This window comes from Lysinibacillus sp. NPDC097214 (genome assembly GCF_050277945.1).
In the GTDB taxonomy this organism is placed as follows: domain Bacteria; phylum Bacillota; class Bacilli; order Bacillales_A; family Planococcaceae; genus Lysinibacillus; species Lysinibacillus xylanilyticus_B.
This window is the reverse complement of sequence record NZ_JBNNSS010000002.1, coordinates 213,549-236,061: the sequence shown is the minus strand read 5'-3', so window position 1 is coordinate 236,061 and position 22,513 is coordinate 213,549. Positions and strand designations below refer to the sequence as shown.

22 protein-coding genes, 1 pseudogene and 1 riboswitch are annotated in these 22,513 nt (G+C 35.7%); of the genes and pseudogenes, 15 read left to right on the top strand and 8 right to left on the bottom strand.

Going from position 1 to position 22,513, the window contains the following annotated elements; all coding sequences use genetic code 11:
• The first annotated feature begins 74 nt into the window (after positions 1-74).
• Positions 75-1,349, top strand: a complete 1,275-nt coding sequence (locus ACQKMI_RS04990) for a DUF5068 domain-containing protein (RefSeq protein ID WP_427487579.1) — start codon at positions 75-77, stop codon at positions 1,347-1,349.
• A gap of 37 nt (positions 1,350-1,386) precedes the next feature.
• On the opposite strand, the gene ACQKMI_RS04985 is transcribed toward ACQKMI_RS04990, so the two are convergent.
• Entirely contained in the window at positions 1,387-2,127 is a 741-nt protein-coding gene (locus ACQKMI_RS04985; RefSeq protein ID WP_427487578.1) for an SUKH-4 family immunity protein, read from the bottom strand.
• Positions 2,128-2,255: 128 nt separating this feature from the next.
• On the opposite strand from ACQKMI_RS04985, the gene ACQKMI_RS04980 reads away from it, so the two are divergent.
• The 7 genes from ACQKMI_RS04980 (at position 2,256) to ACQKMI_RS04950 (ending at position 7,744) form a co-directional block, all read left to right on the top strand.
• Positions 2,256-2,894: a DUF2975 domain-containing protein gene (locus ACQKMI_RS04980; protein ID WP_427487577.1), complete on the top strand. Its 639-nt coding sequence runs from the start codon at positions 2,256-2,258 to the stop codon at positions 2,892-2,894.
• 11 nt (positions 2,895-2,905) lie between these two features.
• Positions 2,906-3,118: a helix-turn-helix domain-containing protein gene (locus ACQKMI_RS04975; protein WP_376072085.1), complete on the top strand. Its 213-nt coding sequence runs from the start codon at positions 2,906-2,908 to the stop codon at positions 3,116-3,118.
• Between the two features lie 130 nt (positions 3,119-3,248).
• On the top strand, positions 3,249-3,779 hold the full coding sequence (locus ACQKMI_RS04970) for a TetR/AcrR family transcriptional regulator (protein ID WP_427487576.1): 531 nt from the start codon (positions 3,249-3,251) through the stop codon (positions 3,777-3,779).
• A 5-nt stretch (positions 3,780-3,784) separates the two neighbouring features.
• Positions 3,785-4,111, top strand: a complete 327-nt coding sequence (locus tag ACQKMI_RS04965) for a DMT family transporter (RefSeq protein WP_427487575.1) — start codon at positions 3,785-3,787, stop codon at positions 4,109-4,111.
• Positions 4,112-4,125: 14 nt separating this feature from the next.
• Entirely contained in the window at positions 4,126-4,458 is a 333-nt protein-coding gene (locus ACQKMI_RS04960) for a DMT family transporter (RefSeq protein ID WP_427487574.1), read from the top strand.
• 471 nt (positions 4,459-4,929) lie between these two features.
• Complete coding sequence (locus ACQKMI_RS04955) at positions 4,930-5,361, top strand: hypothetical protein (RefSeq protein ID WP_427487573.1); 432 nt, start codon at positions 4,930-4,932, stop codon at positions 5,359-5,361.
• A 100-nt stretch (positions 5,362-5,461) separates the two neighbouring features.
• On the top strand, positions 5,462-7,744 hold the full coding sequence (locus ACQKMI_RS04950; protein ID WP_427487572.1) for a YheC/YheD family protein: 2,283 nt from the start codon (positions 5,462-5,464) through the stop codon (positions 7,742-7,744).
• A gap of 97 nt (positions 7,745-7,841) precedes the next feature.
• Here the strand turns inward: ACQKMI_RS04950 and ACQKMI_RS04945 are convergent, their stop codons facing one another.
• Entirely contained in the window at positions 7,842-9,047 is a 1,206-nt protein-coding gene (locus tag ACQKMI_RS04945; RefSeq protein ID WP_427487968.1) for an ATP-grasp domain-containing protein, read from the bottom strand.
• 149 nt (positions 9,048-9,196) lie between these two features.
• On the opposite strand from ACQKMI_RS04945, the gene ACQKMI_RS04940 reads away from it, so the two are divergent.
• Positions 9,197-10,591, top strand: a complete 1,395-nt coding sequence (locus tag ACQKMI_RS04940) for a UDP-N-acetylmuramoyl-tripeptide--D-alanyl-D-alanine ligase (RefSeq protein WP_427487571.1) — start codon at positions 9,197-9,199, stop codon at positions 10,589-10,591.
• Positions 10,592-10,739: 148 nt separating this feature from the next.
• Complete coding sequence (locus ACQKMI_RS04935) at positions 10,740-12,125, top strand: UDP-N-acetylmuramoyl-tripeptide--D-alanyl-D-alanine ligase (RefSeq protein WP_427487570.1); 1,386 nt, start codon at positions 10,740-10,742, stop codon at positions 12,123-12,125.
• 59 nt (positions 12,126-12,184) lie between these two features.
• Here ACQKMI_RS04935 and ACQKMI_RS04930 read toward each other — a convergent pair whose 3' ends face one another.
• From ACQKMI_RS04930 to ACQKMI_RS04915, 4 genes are all read right to left on the bottom strand, one after another.
• Positions 12,185-13,117 (bottom strand): C40 family peptidase, encoded by a 933-nt coding sequence (locus ACQKMI_RS04930; RefSeq protein WP_427487569.1) that lies wholly within the window; start codon positions 13,115-13,117, stop codon positions 12,185-12,187.
• 1,072 nt (positions 13,118-14,189) lie between these two features.
• Positions 14,190-14,552, bottom strand: a complete 363-nt coding sequence (locus ACQKMI_RS04925; RefSeq protein WP_427487568.1) for a VOC family protein — start codon at positions 14,550-14,552, stop codon at positions 14,190-14,192.
• Between the two features lie 504 nt (positions 14,553-15,056).
• Positions 15,057-15,449: a DUF5367 family protein gene (locus ACQKMI_RS04920; protein ID WP_427487567.1), complete on the bottom strand. Its 393-nt coding sequence runs from the start codon at positions 15,447-15,449 to the stop codon at positions 15,057-15,059.
• 16 nt (positions 15,450-15,465) lie between these two features.
• On the bottom strand, positions 15,466-16,038 hold the full coding sequence (locus ACQKMI_RS04915) for a TetR/AcrR family transcriptional regulator (RefSeq protein WP_427487566.1): 573 nt from the start codon (positions 16,036-16,038) through the stop codon (positions 15,466-15,468).
• 393 nt (positions 16,039-16,431) lie between these two features.
• Positions 16,432-16,621: riboswitch (cobalamin riboswitch) on the top strand.
• 214 nt (positions 16,622-16,835) lie between these two features.
• On the opposite strand from ACQKMI_RS04915, the gene ACQKMI_RS04910 reads away from it, so the two are divergent.
• The 5 genes and pseudogenes from ACQKMI_RS04910 (at position 16,836) to ACQKMI_RS04890 (ending at position 20,732) form a co-directional block, all read left to right on the top strand.
• Positions 16,836-17,018 carry a hypothetical protein gene (locus ACQKMI_RS04910; RefSeq protein ID WP_427487565.1) on the top strand — a complete coding sequence of 61 codons (183 nt, stop codon included), beginning with the start codon at positions 16,836-16,838 and terminating at the stop codon, positions 17,016-17,018.
• Positions 17,019-17,550: 532 nt separating this feature from the next.
• A pseudogene (locus tag ACQKMI_RS04905) lies at positions 17,551-17,685 on the top strand (TetR/AcrR family transcriptional regulator); the annotation flags it as partial.
• A gap of 84 nt (positions 17,686-17,769) precedes the next feature.
• A complete protein-coding gene (locus ACQKMI_RS04900; RefSeq protein WP_427487564.1) occupies positions 17,770-18,150 on the top strand; it encodes a hypothetical protein in 381 nt (126 codons plus the stop codon).
• A gap of 17 nt (positions 18,151-18,167) precedes the next feature.
• On the top strand, positions 18,168-19,187 hold the full coding sequence (locus tag ACQKMI_RS04895) for a 2,3-butanediol dehydrogenase (protein ID WP_427487563.1): 1,020 nt from the start codon (positions 18,168-18,170) through the stop codon (positions 19,185-19,187).
• Positions 19,188-19,376: 189 nt separating this feature from the next.
• On the top strand, positions 19,377-20,732 hold the full coding sequence (locus ACQKMI_RS04890; RefSeq protein ID WP_427487562.1) for a PepSY-associated TM helix domain-containing protein: 1,356 nt from the start codon (positions 19,377-19,379) through the stop codon (positions 20,730-20,732).
• A 58-nt stretch (positions 20,733-20,790) separates the two neighbouring features.
• On the opposite strand, the gene ACQKMI_RS04885 is transcribed toward ACQKMI_RS04890, so the two are convergent.
• Entirely contained in the window at positions 20,791-21,396 is a 606-nt protein-coding gene (locus tag ACQKMI_RS04885; RefSeq protein ID WP_427487561.1) for a response regulator transcription factor, read from the bottom strand.
• Positions 21,393-22,472: a histidine kinase gene (locus ACQKMI_RS04880; protein WP_427487967.1), complete on the bottom strand. Its 1,080-nt coding sequence runs from the start codon at positions 22,470-22,472 to the stop codon at positions 21,393-21,395. The genes ACQKMI_RS04885 and ACQKMI_RS04880 overlap by 4 nt, the downstream gene beginning before the upstream one ends.
• Positions 22,473-22,513: the final 41 nt, after the last annotated feature.

The following is a 22,513-nucleotide window of genomic DNA, read 5'->3' as shown; positions in this document are numbered from 1 at the left end:
CTCAAAAAATTGCTTTTATCATTCGTTTTTACAGTTGAGCCAAAAAATTATAAAGAAACAACTTGGAGGAAGAAATGAAAAAGAGTTTATTTTTAATGTCTTCGCTAATTTTATCGACTTCAATCATTCTTAGTGGTTGTGGGAAAGACGGGGACGAAACAAAGAAAGACGATGAACCTAAGAAAACACAGGAGGAAAAAGGACAAGATAAAGAAAAAGATAAAGTCCAAAAGGAAGAACCTAAAAAAGATCAAGAATCAACTAAAGGTTCAGCTGACTTCGCTTCCTTAATTTCTTATATGGAAAAGGAAACTCAAGGGAAAACTAAAATTCTTTTTGAAAATAATGAATCACAAGTACATAAAATGGAGAATGTTTCAATTTCGATTGATGCATATTCAGTAGTAGAGTTAAAGGACTTCCACACAGATTTTAATATTCCATTTGGTGAAGAAAATAACGGTGGTGTCATTTTAGCTAAATACACAGTGAAGAATGATATGGATAAAGATGTTTATTACATGCCTAGTTTAGACGTTACATTTACGGGTGCTAGTAAATATTATACGAATGATAAGTACTTGATTCCGGAAGAAGATCAATTACCAACAAAACTAAGCTTCGAAACAGATTATTTGATAAAAGCGGGTGATGAGGTAACTGGGTATATCGCTTATCCATTCGGTGAAACAGATTTAGCAAAAATCAATGAATTGGGCACAGTATCAGTAATGATTCCAGTACCGCTTGCAGAAAAAGAAAAATATGACACTACTATTGGTACAGAAGGAAGATTTAATCTTGCTTTAAATACGGATGGCTCGAAAAAAGTATCAAGCAACTCAACATTTTATCAAGATAAAGTAACAATGGACAATATGGGTGAAAAGAAGATTCTTAAGGAAAAAAGCGACATCAATGAAAGTAAAAAAATAGGGGATGTAAATGCTATTCTAGAAGGATATCAGTTTACAAAATTTACACCTAATGAGGTGGAAGCTCCTCGTTTCTCGAATTTCACAAATGGTGTCACATTATTAACAGTGAAATTTAAGCTTGAAAATAAAGCTACTAGTGAAATTGGCTTATCTTCTATGTCTTCAAAATTAACAGTTAATGATGGCATGCAATATTTATTAAGCGAGGGTATGCTATTAAATTATAAGCCTAATGACGTTATTAAAGCTGGAGAAAATGGCGAGCTATTACAAGTATTCGTATTAGATCAGGAGCAGTATGAAAAGATTTGGAAAGATAAAGCCTTTGATATTGAATTAGGTCCTATCCGAAATAAAGGAGCAGAGGATACTTCTAAAGGTAAAAAAGAAACATTTACATTACCAAAATAAATTGCAGGAGCCCTCTCGTAAATTGAGAGGGCTTATTTTACCATCCGCTTAGACCTAATCCTTTGCGATGGGACGATTCAAGCATCACTAGTTTTTTCTCCCATTCATCACATTTCTTTTCCCAATAATGAGAAGGAAGTATAGACGGATCAATCTTTCGTAATGTAGTCCTTAATTGATGAGGGATAGCTAGTATTTCATCACTAAACTTCATTTCGTCTTTATCTCGAAAATTATTAAAGTATTTCACAATTTTATTGACGCATCGTTTATATGCCGCTAAAGAATGACAAAAAGTCTCTATTGATGAATTTACATAAATGCGTTCTATGTTTTCAAAATTGCTGTAGTCAATTAAGAGAATTTCATCACTAACTTTACTGAGTACAAAATATTCATGATTGACATGCTCTTTGATCAGATAGAAATCCTCAAACATTAAGTAATTAGGTAGTTTATTGATAATATTTGCATAGTACCAATCACCTTCAAGTTTCTTTAAAGGTTCCAGCTCACCAGATTGTTCTAATTTTGATACTTCCGCTTTTAACTCCACCTCTTTAAGGGAGGTATAGCTTCTTAAAAATCCTTTAGCAATCGATAAAAATTTATATTTTCTGCGGAACTTTTCAAAGTCGTCTTCAATATTCTCAACTAGAAAGTTAATTGTAGTTTGAGAGATTCCTATTTGATCCATTTGCAAGATCGTTCTGTATGTATGTAAAGATTCCAATATTATTTCATTCCTTTCAAAGCTGTAGTTTTTGTCTTTTGTCATAGTATACCTAATTCAGTGTGCATGATGGAATTAAAATAGAACAATATTTTTTAATGATAAACATTAATTAATTATTGAAAAGGATAAAGTGAGATGTATAATTAGCAATAAGAGAGGGGATGCTTGGAATGGAACAAATAATCCAAAATAAAGAATTTCGATTTTTAATAAAAGGGTTACGATCAATTTTCACAATCATGATGGTTTTAATCATTATTGGACTTATTATGATAGGCGTATTATGTGCAGGGGTAATTTTTGTGCCGGAGAATAGTGTAAATAATTTTCTGGAAAGGGGTAATATAACAGCGTTCATTCATTTAGAAGGGATTCAAATTGAATTAGCAAATAAAGTAACGGAAAATATTCAGTACACGAAAATGAATGTCGTGAAATTACTATTTACTGCTACAATCTACATAGGATTATTATTATTTATCGTTGTTCAAGTAAGGAATCTGTTAAGTAATTTAAGTAAAGGACTTATTTTTTCGGAAAAGAATAGTAGAAAAATAGAATGGATCGCTTACGCTGTAGTTGTATTAAGCTTGACAGTAGATACATTTCGAACGTACATTGCTTATACAGTTACTGAACAAATTAAATTAGGTGAGTTGTTAGTAGGTACAGGTTTGATAAAAGAGATAAGCTTTCACTTTGCCGGAATTAATTGGACATTATTATTATGTGGATTAGTCATTTGGACGATAGCACGTGTATTCCGATATGGTGCGTTTTTGCAAGATGAATATGATGCAACAGCTTAGGAAGTGAAAAAATGACGATAATTATTCGATTAGATCGAATGCTTGCTGATCGAAAAATGCAGCTAAGTGAGCTAGCAGAAAAAGTAGATGTGTCGATTGTTAATCTATCCAACTTAAAAACTGGAAAGGTTAGAGCTGTGCGGTTTTCTACGTTGAATGCGATATGTAAGGCATTGGACTGTCAGCCAGGAGATATTTTGGAATATATAGACGATGAAGAGTAACAGTGGCCCGAAGAGTGAATGCTATTCGGGTCTCGTATTTTTTGCACGGTAATTGACGATGAGAACTAAGAACTGTAAAATAAAAAAGACCGTCCAGACGGTTTTTTTAAGCTTTGATAGGGGGGATTGTGTGTCATCAAAAGCAGATTTAAAACGATTACATATTATTCATACGGCGATACAGTATTTAAAGGACAATGAATTAAGCACTTTAACTTTAGAAAGGGTAGCCGAAAGGGCGAACATTAGTAAAGGTGGTTTACTGTATCATTTTAATACGAAGGATGCCCTTCAAACAGCAATTGCTGAAACGATTTTAAACGAGGTTATACAATCCTTTGAGCATCTGGCAAGTTTTGAGCAAGGGACTGGGAGACTGTCGAGAGCATTTATTTTAACTTCTCAAAAAGATCTTGCAAATGGGGCATCTTTAAATATTGCGATTCAACTATTGCAAAATGATCATTCATCCATCTCAACCGTTTATGAATGTTTATTAGAAGAGTTGTTTCAGGATGGCTTGGAGGCCTCCGTTGTTCATTTGATTCGGTTAACGATTGATGGATTGTATTATTCAAAACTATTAAATATCGCACCGATATCCGCTAAGGCAACAGACGGTGTCTTTGAACAATTAATGCACATGACAAGGAAGGACTAACACACATGAGTGCTTTAGGTTTTTTATTTATTTCAATTATCGCAGAAGTTTTTGCAAGCTCGATGCTGAAACTTACAAATGGCTTTAAACGATTATTCCCGTCAATTGGTGTAGTGGTTGGGTATGGAACAGCTTTTTATTTCTTTTCTCTAACATTACAATCTATAGCAATTGGCACTGCGTATGCGATTTGGGCAGGAATAGGAACGGCGCTAACGGCGCTAATCGGTGTCATCTTTTATAAGGAATTATTTAATAAAAAAAAGCTTATGGGTATTCTATTTATTATTGTGGGTGTAGTTATACTTAACCTTGCTGGTAGCGGACATTAAGGAGGAATTTGTAAATGAAGGGTTATCTATTTTTAGCGTTATCGATTGTCAGTGAAGTATTTGCAACAACAATGCTTAAGTTTTCAGAGGCATTTACATTTCTAGGTCCATCCATAGCTGTCGCAATAGGATATGGGATTTCGTTTTATTCTTTGTCCCTATGCTTAAAAACGCTGCCATTAAGCCTTGCATACGCCACTTGGTCAGGTATAGGTACAGCATTAACAGTAATTGTCGGAATCGTTGTATGGGGAGATATTTTTAATCTATACTCAGCAATCGGAATCACACTGATTATTGGTGGTGTTATTTTGCTAAATCAAGGAGACCAACATAGCGTTCAATAAAGTGAAACGTGGAGTTCTCTATTAATAATCAACCTTCATTAAACGAGCTTTAACGGGCAGTTGAACTCCACCTAACTTCTTTGCTGTTGTTTAGGGAGTCTTACTGCCCGTTCATGGTTGCTTTTAAATATCTTCGGAACTTCTTCATATTAACTCTCCAAACTAGTAAAAAGTTAACATAATCTTTATTCGGTAAACTATTTTCCTCAGCCAACATATACAAATTAATTCAAAGAACCAATTTTGTATGTAAATCGAAAAGAGTCGTCATATTTCTTGTCTGTACATATGATAAAGAGAGGATGTTGCATAAAGTGAAATGGGAGCTCCTTATTCCCGCTGATTGAACTAATCGGGCTTTTACGGGCAGTTGATCTCCCACTTATATTTTTGTTTACACGTAAACCTTGAATGGGTAGTCTTACTGTCCTGGACGAATGGCTCATGAAGACTTGGGAGGGGCTGGGGGAAATGAATAATGAAAACAAAAGAAACCATTTTCTATGTGAAGCGCTCTACGATATAAAAGCACTCCAAGATGTGATAAAGGATTTTCATTCTAAATACTTTGGTCAGCTGCTAGTGAAAATAGTGGGAAGCGATACAATTCCCTTTTTTTTAATCACACAAAACGGTACTCATTTAAGGTTGATGGATACTGTAAAGCAGTTTGAAACAGAGTTTTTTCGTATAGAGGCTATTGATAGAGAACATTGTCGAGGAACTGTTTCACTTTTGCGTGCTTATGATTATGAAGGGCATGATACGAATTTGATTGCAGAGGTTGTCAGGTTAGAGCGAACATCCACAGTAAAATCCATTGAATTAAGTGGGATTTCTGCGATTCAATTACTAAAGCCTGACATGTTAAAAGGGAAATTTATCATTGAGCCCAAATGGTGATGAAATATTAAACTACTAATAATTAGAGCATCTGTCTATATGCACGTTGTATCACTGAATTTATTAGATAGAGAATCGTATGAAGGGAAGAGATAAATGAATGACAATTATTGGAATGTTGCATCATCGTCTAGATCCTCGAACAGTTATTAAGTCTTATGCATTTGCGGCCGTTGCAAAAGCAGAAGGGGCTCAATTTTTTTACTTTACACCAAAAAGTGTTGACTTCGATAAACGTTCTATTAGAGGAAAAGTATATGAAAATGGTGACTGGCATGAAAGAACGATGCCCTTTCCAGATGTGATATATAATGCAGGAAGTCCAGAAAAATTATCAGTATCAAAGGACATTATTGAGAAATTGAAAAAGGATATCCCTTTTACAACTTATTCTATAGGGAATAAATGGAATGTGATGAAGCGACTGAAGGAAGCGAAGGAGTTCGATAAGTATTTAATTCCATCTGAAATTGTGGAAAATGTTGATTTACTCCACAAATTTATGGCTTTTCATAAAAAAGTCGTATTTAAACCGATAGATGGCCGGAAGGGAAAAGGGATTTATTTTATTTCGAAAGTAGGAAGAACTAACTTTGAGGTAAAGAAGGATAGGGATATTACTGCTTATTCAAAGTCCCAGCTAGATGAATTAATTAGAGGGCAACTTTCTACAGGCACCTTTATCGTGCAGCCTTATATCCAATCCAAAACAAAATCAGGTCAAATATATGATTTTCGTCTTCACGTTCAAAAAAATGGTGAAGGTAAGTGGGTTATAACGACGATTTATCCGCGAGTTGCACCAAATGGCTCAATCATACCGAATATTAACAATGGTGGATTTACGAATTATTTAGATCCTTTTCTAGAGCAGGAATTTAAAGATGGTGCTTATGATATTCGGCGTATGTTAGAGCATTTTTCCTTGTCACTAGCTCAACATTTAGATGAAATTCAGATGGCGCAATTTGGAGAAGTTATTGATGAAATTGGCATTGATATAGGCCTAGATGAGAATCAAAAAATCTGGATGTATGAAGTAAACTGGCGACCAGGTTGCCCTCCTGCCTTTTATTTAGAATTAGATGTGGTCATCAATACGATAAGGTATGCAATGTACCTTGCTAAGAACCAGCAGCAGATTAAAAGGGAAATTAGAAAATATAGGAAAAATAAGGATTCGTCTGAAGAAAGGGAGTTAGTAGAAGAAAAGGCTTTACCAGAAGAAAAGGCTTTACCAGAAGAAAAGGCTTTACCAGAAGAAAAAGCATTACCAGAAGAAAAAACTTTAGCAAAAGAAAAGGCTTTACCGATTATCGCGATTACCGGCAGTGCTGGAAAAACGACATCAAAAGCATTCCTAGCCTCCATTTTATCGGTAAAATGGAATATCTTTGAGTCAAAAGATTATTGGAATACAACAGAGCATACGATAAAACATAAAGAGGAAATAAATGCTTCGCATGAGGCAGTTGTGCTTGAGTACGGGATGGCTTATCCAGGTATCATAACGAATCACTGTAGCATTATTCAACCGAATATTAGTATTATCACAAATATCGGTTTAGCTCATGTGGGCAACTTTGATGGAGATATTAAAGGAGTGGCCAAGGCAAAATCGGAATTAATACATGGCATGGACCAAAATGGTTTATTAATCGTAAATAAGGACGATGAAAATTCGAAATATTTAGAGATGCAGCAGTTTAAAGGAAAAATCTTAACGGTTGGTATTCATGGCAATGCGGACTATAAAGCGTATGATATCCAATATAAAGACATCGGTATGACCTTTAAAATAAAGCTACAAGGACAGGAAATGGCCATGTATATCCCGATTTTAGGAGAGCATCATGTTTATAATGCGCTGAATGCCGTTGCGGTTGCAGATTATTTAGGATTTAGCCCAGCAGATATTCAAGCAGGACTAAATTTCAAAAAACCACCTAGAAGACTAACCATTTATAACTGTAGCGATGACATTACGGTTATTGACGATACCGTTCACTCCCATCCACAGGGCGTACGCGCGGCTATTGATGTTCTTACAAATATAGCAAAGAAACGTAAAGTTGCTATTATCGGTCAAATGCGAGAATTAGGCGATTTGAGAGAAGAGGAATATCGTAAATTAGGCGAATACATTTATGAGCAAGACATTGATTTATTCATCACCTATGGTTTTAGAACGGAGGAAATGGGAGCGGCAGCGAAGGCTAAAGGGATGGATCCTTCAAAGATTTATCATTTCCTTAATAAGGAAGACTTGCATGTTCTCTTAGAGAAAGTCATAAAACCTCACGACACCATTTTAGTAAAAGGTGCTAGTAAAACGAACATGTTCGATACGGTTAAATTTTTAGATCAAACATTTAAAGAATAAATAAAAAGCCCGAATAATTGGCCTTTGAAAGGGGACAATTATTCGGGATATTTTTAGTAGCTAAATAATGAGAGCAATTTCAGAAAGCATCTTAAATCTATGATACTTTTAGAATGAACTTTATTTCTTTCGCGGCGTTAATCGCTTTACTTTTAGCTTCAGCTAATGTCGCACCTTCCGCAATTACATATGCATAACGATGTCCCATCGATAAAGGAGGGGTTAGAAATGTCCCTCTTCTCGGCTTCACATATACATCCACAACTCCCGGTGAATTCGTTGCTCTATTTCTTCCAATAACTTTTTCTAAAATACCTTTACTTTCAACAATGACGTATTTTGTATAGACAAACTTTCTATGCCTTGGATTGATATCGGGGCGCTCACCTAAAAATAATTTAAGTGTTTCTTCCACTAAATTAAATCCAAAAGCGGCGTGAAGCATAGTATTCATTGCTCCCCCTGAGATTCGTGGATTAATCTCAATAAGCTTCCATCCGTTCTTTGTTAAACGAAGCTCTAAATGCAGAGCACCATTTTCGATGTTAAACGCTTTTACAATAGATTGGAGAACTTCCTCAAGACCAGCTTGAATTTCTTTTGGAGCTTTAACGAGAACACCATAACCAGTAATGATAAAACGTTTACCTTGAGTAATTTCTTGTTCAATAATACCGATGATATTAGCTTGCCGTTTATAGACAAGTGCTTCTACTAAATATTGCGGACCTTCGATATATTCTTCAATCATTATTGTTTCACGAGGATTTTTGCTTCGCAGATGGCTCAAGTGTTTCTCCAGTTGGTCTGAGTCGTTTGCTAACAAAACATCTTTGGAGCCTGTTGATTTTGGAGATTTCACAATAAGTGGAAATGCCATGTTATTAGAGAAGGACTCATTTGGCTTGAGAAGAAAAAACTTAGGAGAATAAGGCTGGTTCTTTAAAAAATTTCTAGTTTTTTCTTTGTCCTCCATCATTTCAATAGCTGTTGAAGATGTATAGTTGTCACAAAATTCATCACATAAAATTGAAGCTATATGGACAAAAGGATCAACAAAACTAACAATAGATTTTATTTCTAACCCAGTTTTAGTTAAATTATAAATTTCATCTTTCATGTCTTCTATATTCGAAGTATCAACAAGAATCATTTTATGAATATCTGGGTAGGCTTTTCTCTGCTGTAACTGCTTTTCGTTGTTTGTAAATAGGACGGTAAAATAACCTAATTTTTCTGCTGCTCTTGTTGCTTCACGACTTGACCCGGATTTGTTTGTGCCGATAAATATAATCGTTTTCAGGTATATCACTCCTTCTATTGGTACTTAGATGCTTTATCAACTATATATATATGCGTAAAAATAGATTTCCTCTAGTTATGTATCTCGTATACATCCAAGCAACTTTTAAGAAGGTACATATACTAGAGTGGAAAGGAGGGAAAAATAATATGAAGCCTCTTACGGTGCAGAATTTAACAGTCATTACTGCAGGCCATTTAGTGCAAGGGTCGGAGGAAGTGTTGATTCAACATGGAGCTTATCGACTGAAGCAAGTGAAAAAACCAAATACCGCCCTTTTTACAGATAAGCGTATTGTCAACTGGAAAGACATGGGGACACTTTATCCTATAGTGCTTGTAACAGATAGACTATACAGTCAAAAGGAAATACCTGAGCAAATCATCATCATTAAAGTAAATAATATAGATGAGGCATATTGGAAATTTGTAAATTATTATCGCAATCAATTTGATATCCCTATCGTAGCTATTACTGGTACTTCTGGTAAATCGACGACAAAGGAAATGATCAAACATATACTTTCAGCAGAAAAAAATGTAGTATCCACGCCACTTAGTAGTAATTCTAGAACTGCTTCTTTACAATATTTACTGAATATTGATGATCATACCGACGCAGCCGTTTTTGAAACTGCTGTCGGTTCACCGGGGGACATCAAACTTGCGGGGGAATATTTCAAGCCGACTATTGGGATTATTACAAATATAGGAGCACATCATTTAAATTATTGTAAAACTTTAGAGGGGTATATCAAAGCAAAGGGTGAAATGTTGGACATTATTAGTCCCACAGGCTCATTAATCCTTAATGCTGAAGATATCAACACAAATAAATTAGATTTATCGAAGTTTCAAGGACATATCATAAAAGTAGGTAAGCATGAATCTTGTGATTTTCGAGCAAGTGATATTCGCTACCACAAAAATGGTATGCTGTTCAACGTTCATCACAAGAAGAAACTCTATGAAATCTTTGTACCAGGTTTTGGCGAGCACCAAGTATATAATGCCCTTGCTGCTATTGCAGCTATTGATGAAATGGATTTGCCGATTTCGTTGGCAGCAAAGCAACTGCCATCATTCCAAAAATTGAATAAGCAGCTTCAAGTATTTAAGGGTATTAATAATTCCATATTAATAGATGATACATGGAATATTACGACCACTTCTTTGGAGGCAGGATTAAAGGTTTTGAATGCTCTCGGAGAAGGTAAGAAAAAGATTGCCGTTCTTGGAACGATCACAGATTTAGGGTCTTGGGGATATATTATTCACGAGCAAGCGGGAGAATTAATTAGTGAAATTGGGGTCGATGTACTTATTACGATAGGGGAACATGCAAGCATTATGGCGCTTCATGCCATTGAGGCAGGACTGAGTTCACCTGTGTATATTTTTAAAAATAGTACGCGCGTCTATACGTTGTTAGAAGATATTGTAGATGAAAATACGGTTCTTTTCATTAAAGGAGATATGTACAGTAAGGAAGTTTCGAAGTTGGCAGATGATTTAAAAATAAAAAAATTATCTACTTCTGAATAGATTCTTCTTTTCACCTAAATAAATGTTATTTTTCATCATTTACTAGATTGAGCATGCCAATAGCTAATTGCTAAGAAATGCAGAAGCGTGGTCATATATTAACTCATTTATACAGAAATATACTTTATAGAAAGGGGGCGTAGTTAACTTGCAACATATAAGTGTTAGCGATATAAGAAAATTATTGCATGGAGAATTAATAAGCGGTTCTGAACTCTGGTCAGTAAAACATGCAATTTATTATAACCGACATGAACTGACACAACATCATACACTTATGTTTGTTAGTAAAAGTGATACAATCAACTGGCACGAGATAGATCGAAAGGGCCCATCTCTAGTCATTTCGGATAAATCATCAGAAGAATTGAAAAAATCGCTGAAGAATACAACCGTTATTCGCGTCAAGAGTGTTGTGCAGGCCTATTGGAAATTCATTGAATATTACAGGAATCTATTTCAAATACCAGTCGTTGCTTTGACCGGAACATGTGGTAAAACGACAACAAAAGAAATGATTAAACACATAGCTAGTAAGGAATGGAATGTTCAAGCATCTGTAAGTAGTAAAAACGAGCCACGGCAATCCTTACCGTACTTGACTGGAATCGATCAGGAAACAAAAGCAGCTATCTTTGAATTAGGTTTGGGGAATAGTGGGAATATTAAACACCAATGTATGATCTATCAGCCGACGATTGGTATTATTACGAATATCGGTGTCCATCATTTAGACGGATGTCTTAATCTTGATGGGTATATAAAAGCAAAGGCAGAAATTTTAGAAGGAATAAAAAAAGATGGCACATTAATCATTAATGGTGATGATGAAAACACTAAAAAGATCCCCTTGCATAAATTTAAAGGGAAGATTATTACCTTTGGCGTTCACGAAAATTCAGATTATCAAGCTACGAATATCCAATTCACAAAAGGCGGCATGAAATTTGTACTAAAAGTGTCAAATGACAAGTACAATGTATTTGTTCCAGGATACGGAGAACACCAAGTATATAATGCATTAGCGGCTATAGCTGCCATAAAGGAAATGGGACTTTCCATTGCTGTCGCTATTTCACAATTAAGAACGTTCAAAGCGATGGCACGGCACTTAGAGATTTCTACTGGTATCGGTGAAAGTACGATAGTAGATGATACATGGACAAACAACCCGACTTCTGTTGAAGCAGCACTAAAGGTTTTAGATACGATTGGAATAGGGAAAAAAGTAATTCTAATTTTAGGTGACATTAAGCGATTAGGTAGTTTCGAAGAAAAATATCATCGAGAGATTGGCACAATGGTCGCGAAAAGAAACATTGATACGCTTATTACAATTGGCAAAAGAGCCGAGAATATCGCGAACCAAGCGTTGAAGGAAGGCACAAAGGCAGATGTTCATATTTTTCAAGATGTTACAGGAGTTTTAGATGTACTAAAGCCTAAGCTTGACAGTGAAACCGTTGTTCTTATTAAAGGTCCAATGTCCAGCAAATCTATGATTGAATTTGCGAATCAGTTAAAAAATATATAATAGAAAAAGAAGCTTCCTTAAGGAAAGCTTCTTTTTTCTATATCCAATTTAAATCTGTCTTAAAAAACTCGTTTTGCTGTAATATAATGCTCTTTATAATAGTCAACCATAAGTACTCTTGTAGTTATACCACTAGAACTTGGAATGATAATACGTTGATCTCCTGCATAGATAGCTACTAGTGAAGGAGTTTTAGAGCCTATAACACTATTAAAGAACACTAAATCACCTTTTTTCAAATTGGCACGTGAAACCGTTGTGCCAACATTCATTTGTTCTTTTAAAGTGGTTGTACCAAGTTTAACTCCACTCTTACGATAGACAAAGTCTACAAATCCTGGTGCTGTAAAGCGAAGACTGGCTTCATTATTTGTAGAGCTCATAGTTACTTTATTTTTATAATTAAAGGCGTTTTCAACAATCTTATCGCCTTTCGTTGCAGGATTAGCTGAAAGTAATGTAGGTAATACTCTACGGGCCCCTACATAATTATCTGTATAATATGGTTTGCCATTTAAATCAGAAATAACAATATTTTGCTTAGAATCAGCCATGTGAATCATTTTGTTGTCCCCGATATACATACCAACGTGGTCAGGGTCTGTCCCAGTTTTTTTACTCTTAAAGAATAGTAAATCACCTTTTTGTAATTGACTTCTGCTAACAGATGTTCCTTGTTGTAACATATAATCTTCATTATAGGTTGCAAGGTCTACACCATTTTTCTCGAAAATGTACATGATAAAAGAAGCACAAGAAAATTTATATGGATACGTAGCCTTGTATGTTGTATTACTGTATGTCGCCTGACCAATTAAGCTTTTTCCAGTTTGAATTAATTGATCTGCTTTCGCATTAACTGCTTGTGAGTTATTATAGGCATTTGTTGTTGCAGCCTCAACTTCTATAGGTTGAACAGTTGGCTGTACTATCCCCACTGAGCTAAAACCTATCGTCAATGCTAATGTTGTTGTTAAAAATCGTTTATTCATGTTGTTAAATTCCTCCTGAAGCTATTTGTTAAGATTAACCCTGTTTTGGCTTTCCACTGGAATTAATCGTAGCATGAAAAAGTAAGGCTTCTTGGAGGTAATTGTTACCACGACGAATGGGAATTCGCTGTAAACACCTGATATAAAAGGCTTCATCGCCTTAATTTACAGTTTTATTACAAATGTTTCAGTTGGGTGAAGTATTTGTAGAAACGAAAGGTCATAGGTGCCGTAAAGCCTTTCGAAACGCTAGAAGGAGGCAGTGAAAGACAACTACTGCTTTTGAGTAGGGTAGAGGGACATTGAATCGGATTCAAATGAGAATGGTCATCCTAATCACTTATTTATTGTCTTCAAATGTTTTGTTTTTTTAAAATGATTTTCATCTTTACACTTACCCTGAAACGAGCTTGGGCATTTAATATTATGCTATGGGGTGGGTGCTCAGCGATTATTTTTTTTCCAATAATTAGTTACTTTATTGGAGAATTAGCTCAGCGTATAACAGAAAGATGGATGGGCGGAATCGAGTTCTTGATTAACAGTAGAAAATAAAATGGTTAATGTAATATTTGTGGTTACGCTGCGCTATTGCACAGAAAATTCATTGTTGCTGATATTTCTTTATATCATAATAAAATAGTATGAGATGCTAGGTGAATTGGTTGTTACGACTGGGCGACTCCTTGGGGATTAGCAATAGAGGAACGAAGGCTAAAACCATCACATCCTGTGAAACGCCTTCGTGACCAACATCCTGTTGGCCCGAGACCCTGGAGCGCAGCGAATGTTTTCTGTGCGAAAGCGTAGTGCTAACGTAGCGGCAGCAAATGTTTTATCTGTGCGAAAGCGTAGCGACAGCAACACCAAAAGCGGCTCATCGGACGCCCCCAGGAAGCTTTGCTCTGTGCGAAAGCGAAGCGGCAGCAACAAAGCGCCCAGTTGGAACGGAAATCAACCCCTCGCTTTGCCGAAGCTGAATACTTTATTTCATCATAATATTTTTCAAGTACTTTTATTCAAGATTGAGTAGAGTCTTGGCTAATATTTTCAGGAGTACAAGAGATAACCTTTAAATTTCCTGAATCATCTCCACTCTATTACTGAATGGATCTCTAAATTCAAAGCGTTCAAAATGAGGAATAGGAACTGCGTCGAAAATTTCTATATGATGTTCGGCTAATGTCTTTTTCCACTCTTCTATATTTTCAACTTGATAGGCAATATGAGCTTTTGTCGTTAATCTATCAAAGCCATCTTCTGTCCCTACATGTACCTCTTTATTGCCGACTTGTAACCAGAATCCACCGCGTCCTTTAAGCGAATCAGGCTTTTCAAGTTCTTTTAATCCTAATACTTGACAGTAAAAATGTTTCCCTTTTTCTTCTTCACCTTTTGGAATTGTTATTTGAACGTGATGTAAGCCTATAACCATTTTTTCTCCTCCTTTAATTCTAATTAATACTTACTTCTAGGATAATAATGGAAAACCCTTTAATTTCTTTCAGCGGGTGTCTAAACACTCGCTGAAATAGAGGAACTCAGTCTAAGAACGCCACGTCCTGTGGCAATTTATCTGTGCGAAAGCGAAGCGTCAGCAACAAGACTGAGTGACCAACGTCTTGCTGCTGACGCTACGTTAGCACTACGCTTTCGCGCAAAAAACATCTGTTGGCCCAAAGCCTCCGGCGGATGTCACGGAATCGGAATGGAGTTCACATAGGATGTTAGCCTAAAATCATCGCATTCATGCGATAACGGCTAACTAACCAGCATCGGTAAAAACGCCACGTCCTGTGGCATTACCGAAATGACCGACATCGTGTCGGCCCTCGTGTTGCTGACGCTACGTTAGCACTGCGCTTTCGCACAAAAAACATCTGCAGGCCTAAGCACAAAGCCGATTACGAACGCAATTATGCCGAGGCATAATTGATTTTCACGAATGAATAGTTTTTTTCTTCACGAATGATGCCTTTGTAAAACCAGTAATAAGTAATAGGGAATAGGCTAATAGAAGCCATGCAGCGAAATAACGATCTACATCAGCTGATAAATTCGGAAAAACATTGTCGAAAACTAATAATACGATTGCATCGATGAGCATTCCAGGTAATGCGATACAGATTGCGGCTAGTAATCGCTCTGAACCCTTTATCTTTTTCAAAGAATAAATAGGTATTGTCGCTATCCAAATGAGTGGAATAACTAAAATGAAAGCGGTCATCATGAATAAAGGTTTTTCAAGGATAAAAAAGTAATGCCCCATTAATCGGAATACAGCACTTGCTACAAGCCAAATCGCAAATCCCCAACATAAAAAGAATGGCATTGTGTTCCTCCTCAAATTATTTTCCAAGACAATACAGTGTCTGTAAGATTTTTTCTAATTGTTGATAGAATGTATCTACATCGAAATCGTCTTGCATCATCACTTGTATGGCTAAACCATCAATAAGGGCATTGAGAAAAATGCTCCACGTTTCCACTGAGACACCATCAATTGGTGATGTATCCCATAGTTTCTCTAAAACGTGACATAAATGTTCATTTTCAGCCGCTAAAATTTGTCCAACTTGCTGTCTAATAGCCGGGTTTGTAAAGCTAAAGACTATTAAAGTGAAAAATAATTTATGATAAAAGGCATCATTTTCATATCGACTTTTTGCAGAGAGAAGTGCAGATTGAATCATTTGTTGATCAATCGTCAACATCTCATTCCAAGAATTTTCACAGATGTCTTGGACAATTTCGAGAATTATCTGCTCTTTTGATTTGAAATGATAATAAATAGTTCCTTGTGTTACACCAGCTTGCTCCGCAACAGCCTTTAATGTGAATTTTTCAATCCCTTTTTCTACTAAACTTTGCTTGGCTGCCGTTATTAAATCTGACTTTTCGATACCAGTAGGTTTTGCCATTCTTATTCACCTCCTAAATATTAGTTAGTTGAATAACTAACTATAAAATAACAAAATATTCCTTAATTTACAAGTTTGTTTTTGACATTGGTGGATACACATTATGTGTGGTGCCATAGGAGAGGGTGTGAAAGCATAACCATAGGAAAGTATTGTTTGGTAGATAAATGGTAGATGCGCATTGAAAGAGATTGATCGTTACCTCGAAGCTAGTCGATAACGTCTATAAACGATAGAACCTTATTCTTTAATTATCAACGATGAAACACAGAGAAAATCTGTCTAGAATACTCTAATTTAATGAAAGGTCATAAATTGACTCCATTACAATCGTTATTAGTAATCTATTAGGATAGGTCAATGAACACAAACCACTATGGTATAATAATAAAAACGGAATAATAAGATAGAGGTACAAATCATATTTTGATTTGTTTAAAAGGGAAGATCGGTGCAAATCCGACGCTGTCCCGCAACTGTAAATGGGAGCACGTTTCAAAAGACCACTGTTACGACTTGTAATGGGAAGGTGAAAGGTGTGATGAACATAAGCCAGGAGACCTGCCTTTATCTAGTACAACCAAAAAACCTACGAGGATAGGGGGTGTTGAGTGTGACTAGAGAACTTCTCCTGCATGCTCATAGTACGATGATTGCTGAAAAGAAAGCTTCTATTATTAATAGAAAGCCTTTTTCGCCATGGCAATCACCGTATTATGTCGTGTATTTGTAATAGTAGACATCTTTCTGTAGAAGGAAAGATGTTTTTTTATGCTAAAAATGAAGGAGTGTTACACATGAATCCACAAGTAATCGAGTATTATGAAAGTCTGTTAAAATTTGAAATCATGGAAAAGCAGTATACAAGTACTTCTCACACATTAGGGGAGCTAGTTGAACAGTATGTAGGGCAGGATGCTGTTCATGAAAATGATATTTTAACAGCATATAAGAATGTAATGAAAGAACTAATGGGGTAAAGTGAAACTTTAATCAGTGGGGATTTTTCATCCCACTGATTATTAGTGTTCACCAATCGGGCATTTACGGGCAGTTAATTCCCATGTAACTACTTCGCTATAGCTTAAATTTAAAGTTTGGAGTAGTACTGCCCGTTAAAGCGGGATAAAGTGAAACTTTAATCAGTGGGGACGCACTATCCCCACTGATTATTAGTGTTCACCAATCGGGCATTTACGGGCAGTTAAACCCCATGTAACTACTTCGCTATAGCTTAATATTAAAGTTTGGAGTAGTACTGCCCGTTAAAGCGGGGTAAAGTGAACACTAATCGGGCTAATACTGGTAGGCTACTGCTTGGTAAAGTGGAATAAAATAAAAGGCTACTTAATGTTCACCATTTTACGGGGCAATAAGTAGCCTTTTTTTCTTTAATTCGTTCATAGCGAGATTCTCAAACAACGTGCAAAATAATTGACATACTAAAAATACAAGAGTATGATTTCGTTGAACAGTTGTTTTGAACGTTTGTTCAAAAAAGAGGTGAGTTAAATCAATAAAAAATTAGATGTACAAAACGAGAAAAATAAAGAAGTAAAGGAACAAATTTTAAAGGCCGCAAAATCTCTGTTTTCTTCAAGGGGATTTGATGGGACAACTGTAAGGCAAATTTGTGAAGAGGCGAATGTTTCTCTTGCCCTAGTTTCATATCATTTTGGTGGGAAAGAAAATGTTTTTAATGCTTTATTTGAACCTCTTCGCCACACCTTTATGAATGCAAACTACGACTTGAACGATTCATTAGATTCTCTTAAAAGTTTTTGCAGAAATTTTGTCCTTTATCGAACGAACGAACATGAATTGATTGATATTTTACAGCAAGAAATTGTCATGAATAGTCCTAGATTAGAAATGCTAAAGGATGTTTTTTTACCATCTTGGGAGCAACTCCGCGCTATTTTAGTAGCCTGTAAAGAGCAAAAGACAATTGATTTTGAATCGATTGATATAGCAATAAATTTTGTAATGGGAACGTTAATGTTCTCCTATAATAATCCATTTTTAAATCGTTCATCGATTGATACAACACCTGAATATATAGCGGATCTTGCAGTAAGCTTCGTATTAGATGGGCTTCATACAAAAAAATGAAAAAGAAGGTTTTAACAATGAAAGCAGCAAAATTATATGGAATAAATGATATCCGAGTTGAAGAAGCAGAACTTCCAGCATTAGAAAATGGCATGGTTAAAGTAAAAGTTGAGTTTGCAGGTATTTGTGGTAGTGATATGCATGAATACGTAGGGGGTGCCTATCCGTTCCGTACACAACCAGTACTAGGGCATGAGTTTGCAGGTGTGGTCGTTGAAGTTGCGGACGGTGTGATACATACAAAAGTAGGTGACCGCGTTGCTGTTAAACCACCAATTCCATGTGGGAAATGTGATAACTGTAAACGTGGCTACTCGAACCTTTGTAAAAAATGTCAGTCATATGGGTATACAATTTCTGGCGGTTTTGCAGAATATGCAGTTGTCAGAGAAGAAAATGTATATCAATTACCAGATAATATGAGCTTAGAGCTAGGGGCACTTGTCGAACCAACAGCAGTTGCCGTACATGCAGTGCGTCAAAGTCAGCTAAAACTTGGTGATACAGCAGCTATTTTCGGTGCTGGTCCAATTGGATTATTGGTTTTACAAGCAGTAAAAGCAGCGGGTGCTAGTGAAATTTTCGTTGTAGAAGTTTCAGATGAAAGACGTCAAAAAGCACTTGAGCTAGGTGCAACTTATGTCATTAATCCAATTGAAACAGATGCAGCTACCTTTATCCGTGAAAAAACAAACGGAGGTGTCGAAGTAGCCTATGACGCAGCTGGTGTTCAAGCTACATTTACAAGTGGCGTAAATTCTGTACATCCAGGTGGCGAATTCAAAATCGTCAGTGTTTGGGAAAGACCTGTTGAATTCAATCCTAATACAATCGTTTCACCAGAAATAAAGATTAGTGGTTCATTTGCTTATTTAAATATATTCCCTGAAGTTATTCGTTTACTTGCAAGAGGTGTAATTGATGGGAATGCCGTTATTACAAGTCAAATTAGCTTAGATGATATTGTTGAAAAAGGCTTTGAAGCACTTGTAAAAGATCGTAGCCAATGTAAAATTCTTGTGAATATGAATTTGTAATAGTATAGAAAAAGAAGAGTAGCCAAACTGAAAATGATTGCGTTTGGCTACTCTTTATTTCTTATAAACGTATTATATTAATAGGAATACATATAATTGTCATAAAATAATCCCTAGGACTTCATTCATATTTCACTTTTTATCTATATAATAATTTTGCGCTTATTATTATAGATTGGAGAATACAACATGAAAAACACGTTTTATCAGAGCTTTTGGCGAACGCACTTTTATGCCGCATTATTTATTACCCCACTGCTTATTTCGCTAACATTAAGTGGTATAGGCTATTTATTTTATACTGATGTTGAAAATCAGTTATATGATAAATACTTTTTTGGTGAAAGTGGAAAAACCGAGGTACAATCTATTGATGATGCTGTTAAACTTGCAGAAGAATCATATGCTGGTTACAAAACAAATAAAATTATTGAGTTAGAAGAACCATACAATACACGTTTATCGATGAAAAATGCAGATGGCAAAGAAAAATATGTGTTTTTAGATGATCATAACCAAATTATTGGTGGTCAAGATGCTGGCTACACATTTGGGAATATTATTAGAAATATCCATAGTTCCTTATTTATTGGAGGAACGGTTGTCAATTATTTAGTTGAATTAGCTGCGTGCTGGGCTATCTTTTTAATGCTTTCAGGCATTTACATGACGTTTAAAGGAAAACTACTAAAGAAAACGAAGCAGACAAACAAACGTCAAAAGAGTAGAAAATTCCATGCCCTTGTTGGGACAATTATTACGATTCCAATGCTTGTTATTATTTTCACAGGCTTACCATGGTCTGCGTTTATGGGGAAATATATTTACCAAGCTTCACAAGATCATCCTTCTTTCGGCACGCCATTATTGCAACAGCAGCCACCTACATCTGATGTAAGTGAGATTCCTTGGGCTACTCGTCAAGAAACTCCTCCAATGTCAGACTCGGCACATGCAGCCCATCACGGGGGAGGAAATACAGGCTATGTTGCTAACCCTAACCAACTAAGTGTGGAAAAGCTACAACAAGAAATTGATGCAATGAATATCTCAAAACCATACGCTATTATTTATCCTACTAGCGAAGACGGTGTTTATACGGTTGCGAAATCTAGTAACACAGGTGTAACAGGTCTTGATGTTAGCCCGGATGATGAAACGACTATGTATTTTGATCAATATAGCGGGAAATTTATAGACAAGGTTGGCTATGAGGACTATGGCATTCTTGCTAAATGGTTCACTTGGGGTATTCCTTTACATGAAGGTCATTTGTTTGGTTGGCCAAATAAATTAATCAATTTACTAGTATGTCTAGCATTTTTAGTAGTTATTGCTTGGGGATTCAGAACATGGCTACTGCGAAAGAAACAAGGTATGCTATCTGCACCACCTAAAATCTCTCAAAAGGTATCTATTCCTTTTATCATGTTCATGATCATTTTAGGAATACTGATGCCACTATTTGGACTTTCTTTAATTGCTGTCGTACTTGTAGAAATAATCATAAATTTGGTCTCTAAAAATAAAAAAGAAGCCAATTAATATGCTAAAGCGATACTGTATCCTGTTAGATAAGGAATGCAGTATCGCTTTTCTTTTTCTAAAGCCACCCTTTATCACTGGCGACTTGAGCAGCTTGTTGTCTAGACTCGACTTGAAGTTTTTGAATAGAGGTGGATAAATAGTTTCGAATAGTACCTTTCGTTAAAAATAGTTTTTTACTAATCTCATTTGTTGTGATTCCTTCTTTTACAAGCTGCAGAACAGCAATTTCACGTTCATTTAGCGGATTTTGTTCTTTCATAAACAACGTAGCGGCTAAATCTCTGCTGACGATCTTTTCACCATTCATTACTTTTCTTATTGTTTCAATTAAATAGTCGATAGGTTCATCTTTTAATAAATAACCATGTACCCCACAATCCATCGCTTTTTGTAAATAGCCAGGACGTGCGAAGGTAGTAACAATCATCACCTTGCACGGTAAATTTGCCTGTCTAATTTTTTCAGCAAGGTCAAGCCCAGAAAGATTCGGCATTTCGATGTCCAAAACACATACATCTGGTAGCTCATGTTGAATATATTCCCACGCTTTTTGACCATCTGAAACTTCTGCGATCACTTTTATATCAGGCTCAAATGACAACAAGGAAGTTAAGGCGCCACGTAACATTTGTTGATCCTCTGCTAGTAATACTCGTATCATGTAGTTGGCTCCAATCTGTAGTGTTGAATAGGCAGTGTTAACGTCACAATTGTTCCATCTGTCGGTAAATTCTCAATGGAAGCAGTTCCTAGAAGAGCATTCATTCTTTCTTTCATCGATGAAAGTCCATTCCCATGCCCTTGGATATGTAAGCCGACACCATCGTCAACAATGTTTATTTTTAAAATTCCATTTATAGTATTGATATCTATTTGGCATTTTTTTGCTTGACTATGTTTAATAATATTTGTAGTTGCTTCCCGAATACATAGGGACAGCATTGTTTCTTCCACACTAGCTAGTAGAAGCTTTGGACAGCTATTTTTAATTTTTATTGAGATATCCGCTGTTTGTAAATGCTGTTTACAATGAATAAGCTCACTTTCTAACGAAATAAAATTCATATCGGAGACTAATTCTCGTACTTGTTTTAGCGCTGTTCGTGTTGTGTCTAAAATATCATTTAGTTCATCTTTTACACGCATCGTATCTTTATCGACTAATTTTGTAGTTAATTCGGTTTTTATTTTAATCATTGTCAATGTATGACCAAGCGTATCGTGGAGGTCTCTCGCAATACGTTGTCTTTCTTCTTGCTGAACAAGCTGGGTATTTACCTCTATTAATTCTGATTGTAACTTTTTGGACTTTTCTACGTAGTAAATTAGCATTGGAAATAGTAGCTGAATAATCATAACGGGTATAAATACTTGAGATTCTAATTTGAGAGTTGCTCCTGATTCAAACCAAATAACTATCAAAAACATAAGGGCAATGGCAAACATTCCTAAAGCGATATGCCACTTCGTTTTAGCTCGCCCAATTAAATCAGCAAAAATAAATCCAAAAAATAACATAGCGGAACCTTCGTAAATACTCAGTATGATAATAAGAGTAAAGCCTATTAAGGAAGCAAATAGTAAACGCCAATCTCGATTCCATAAAGCAATATAGAAAGCTACTAAAAATAAGATAAGGATTATTATTTTAGCCAATAATGGTAATTGAGAATGCGATCCTAATACTTTGGTGACTAAAAAAATTAACGAAACTACATCAATAATTAGATAATGTATTGCCTGATCTCTTGGATAAATCTTTATAGTTCACACCAACC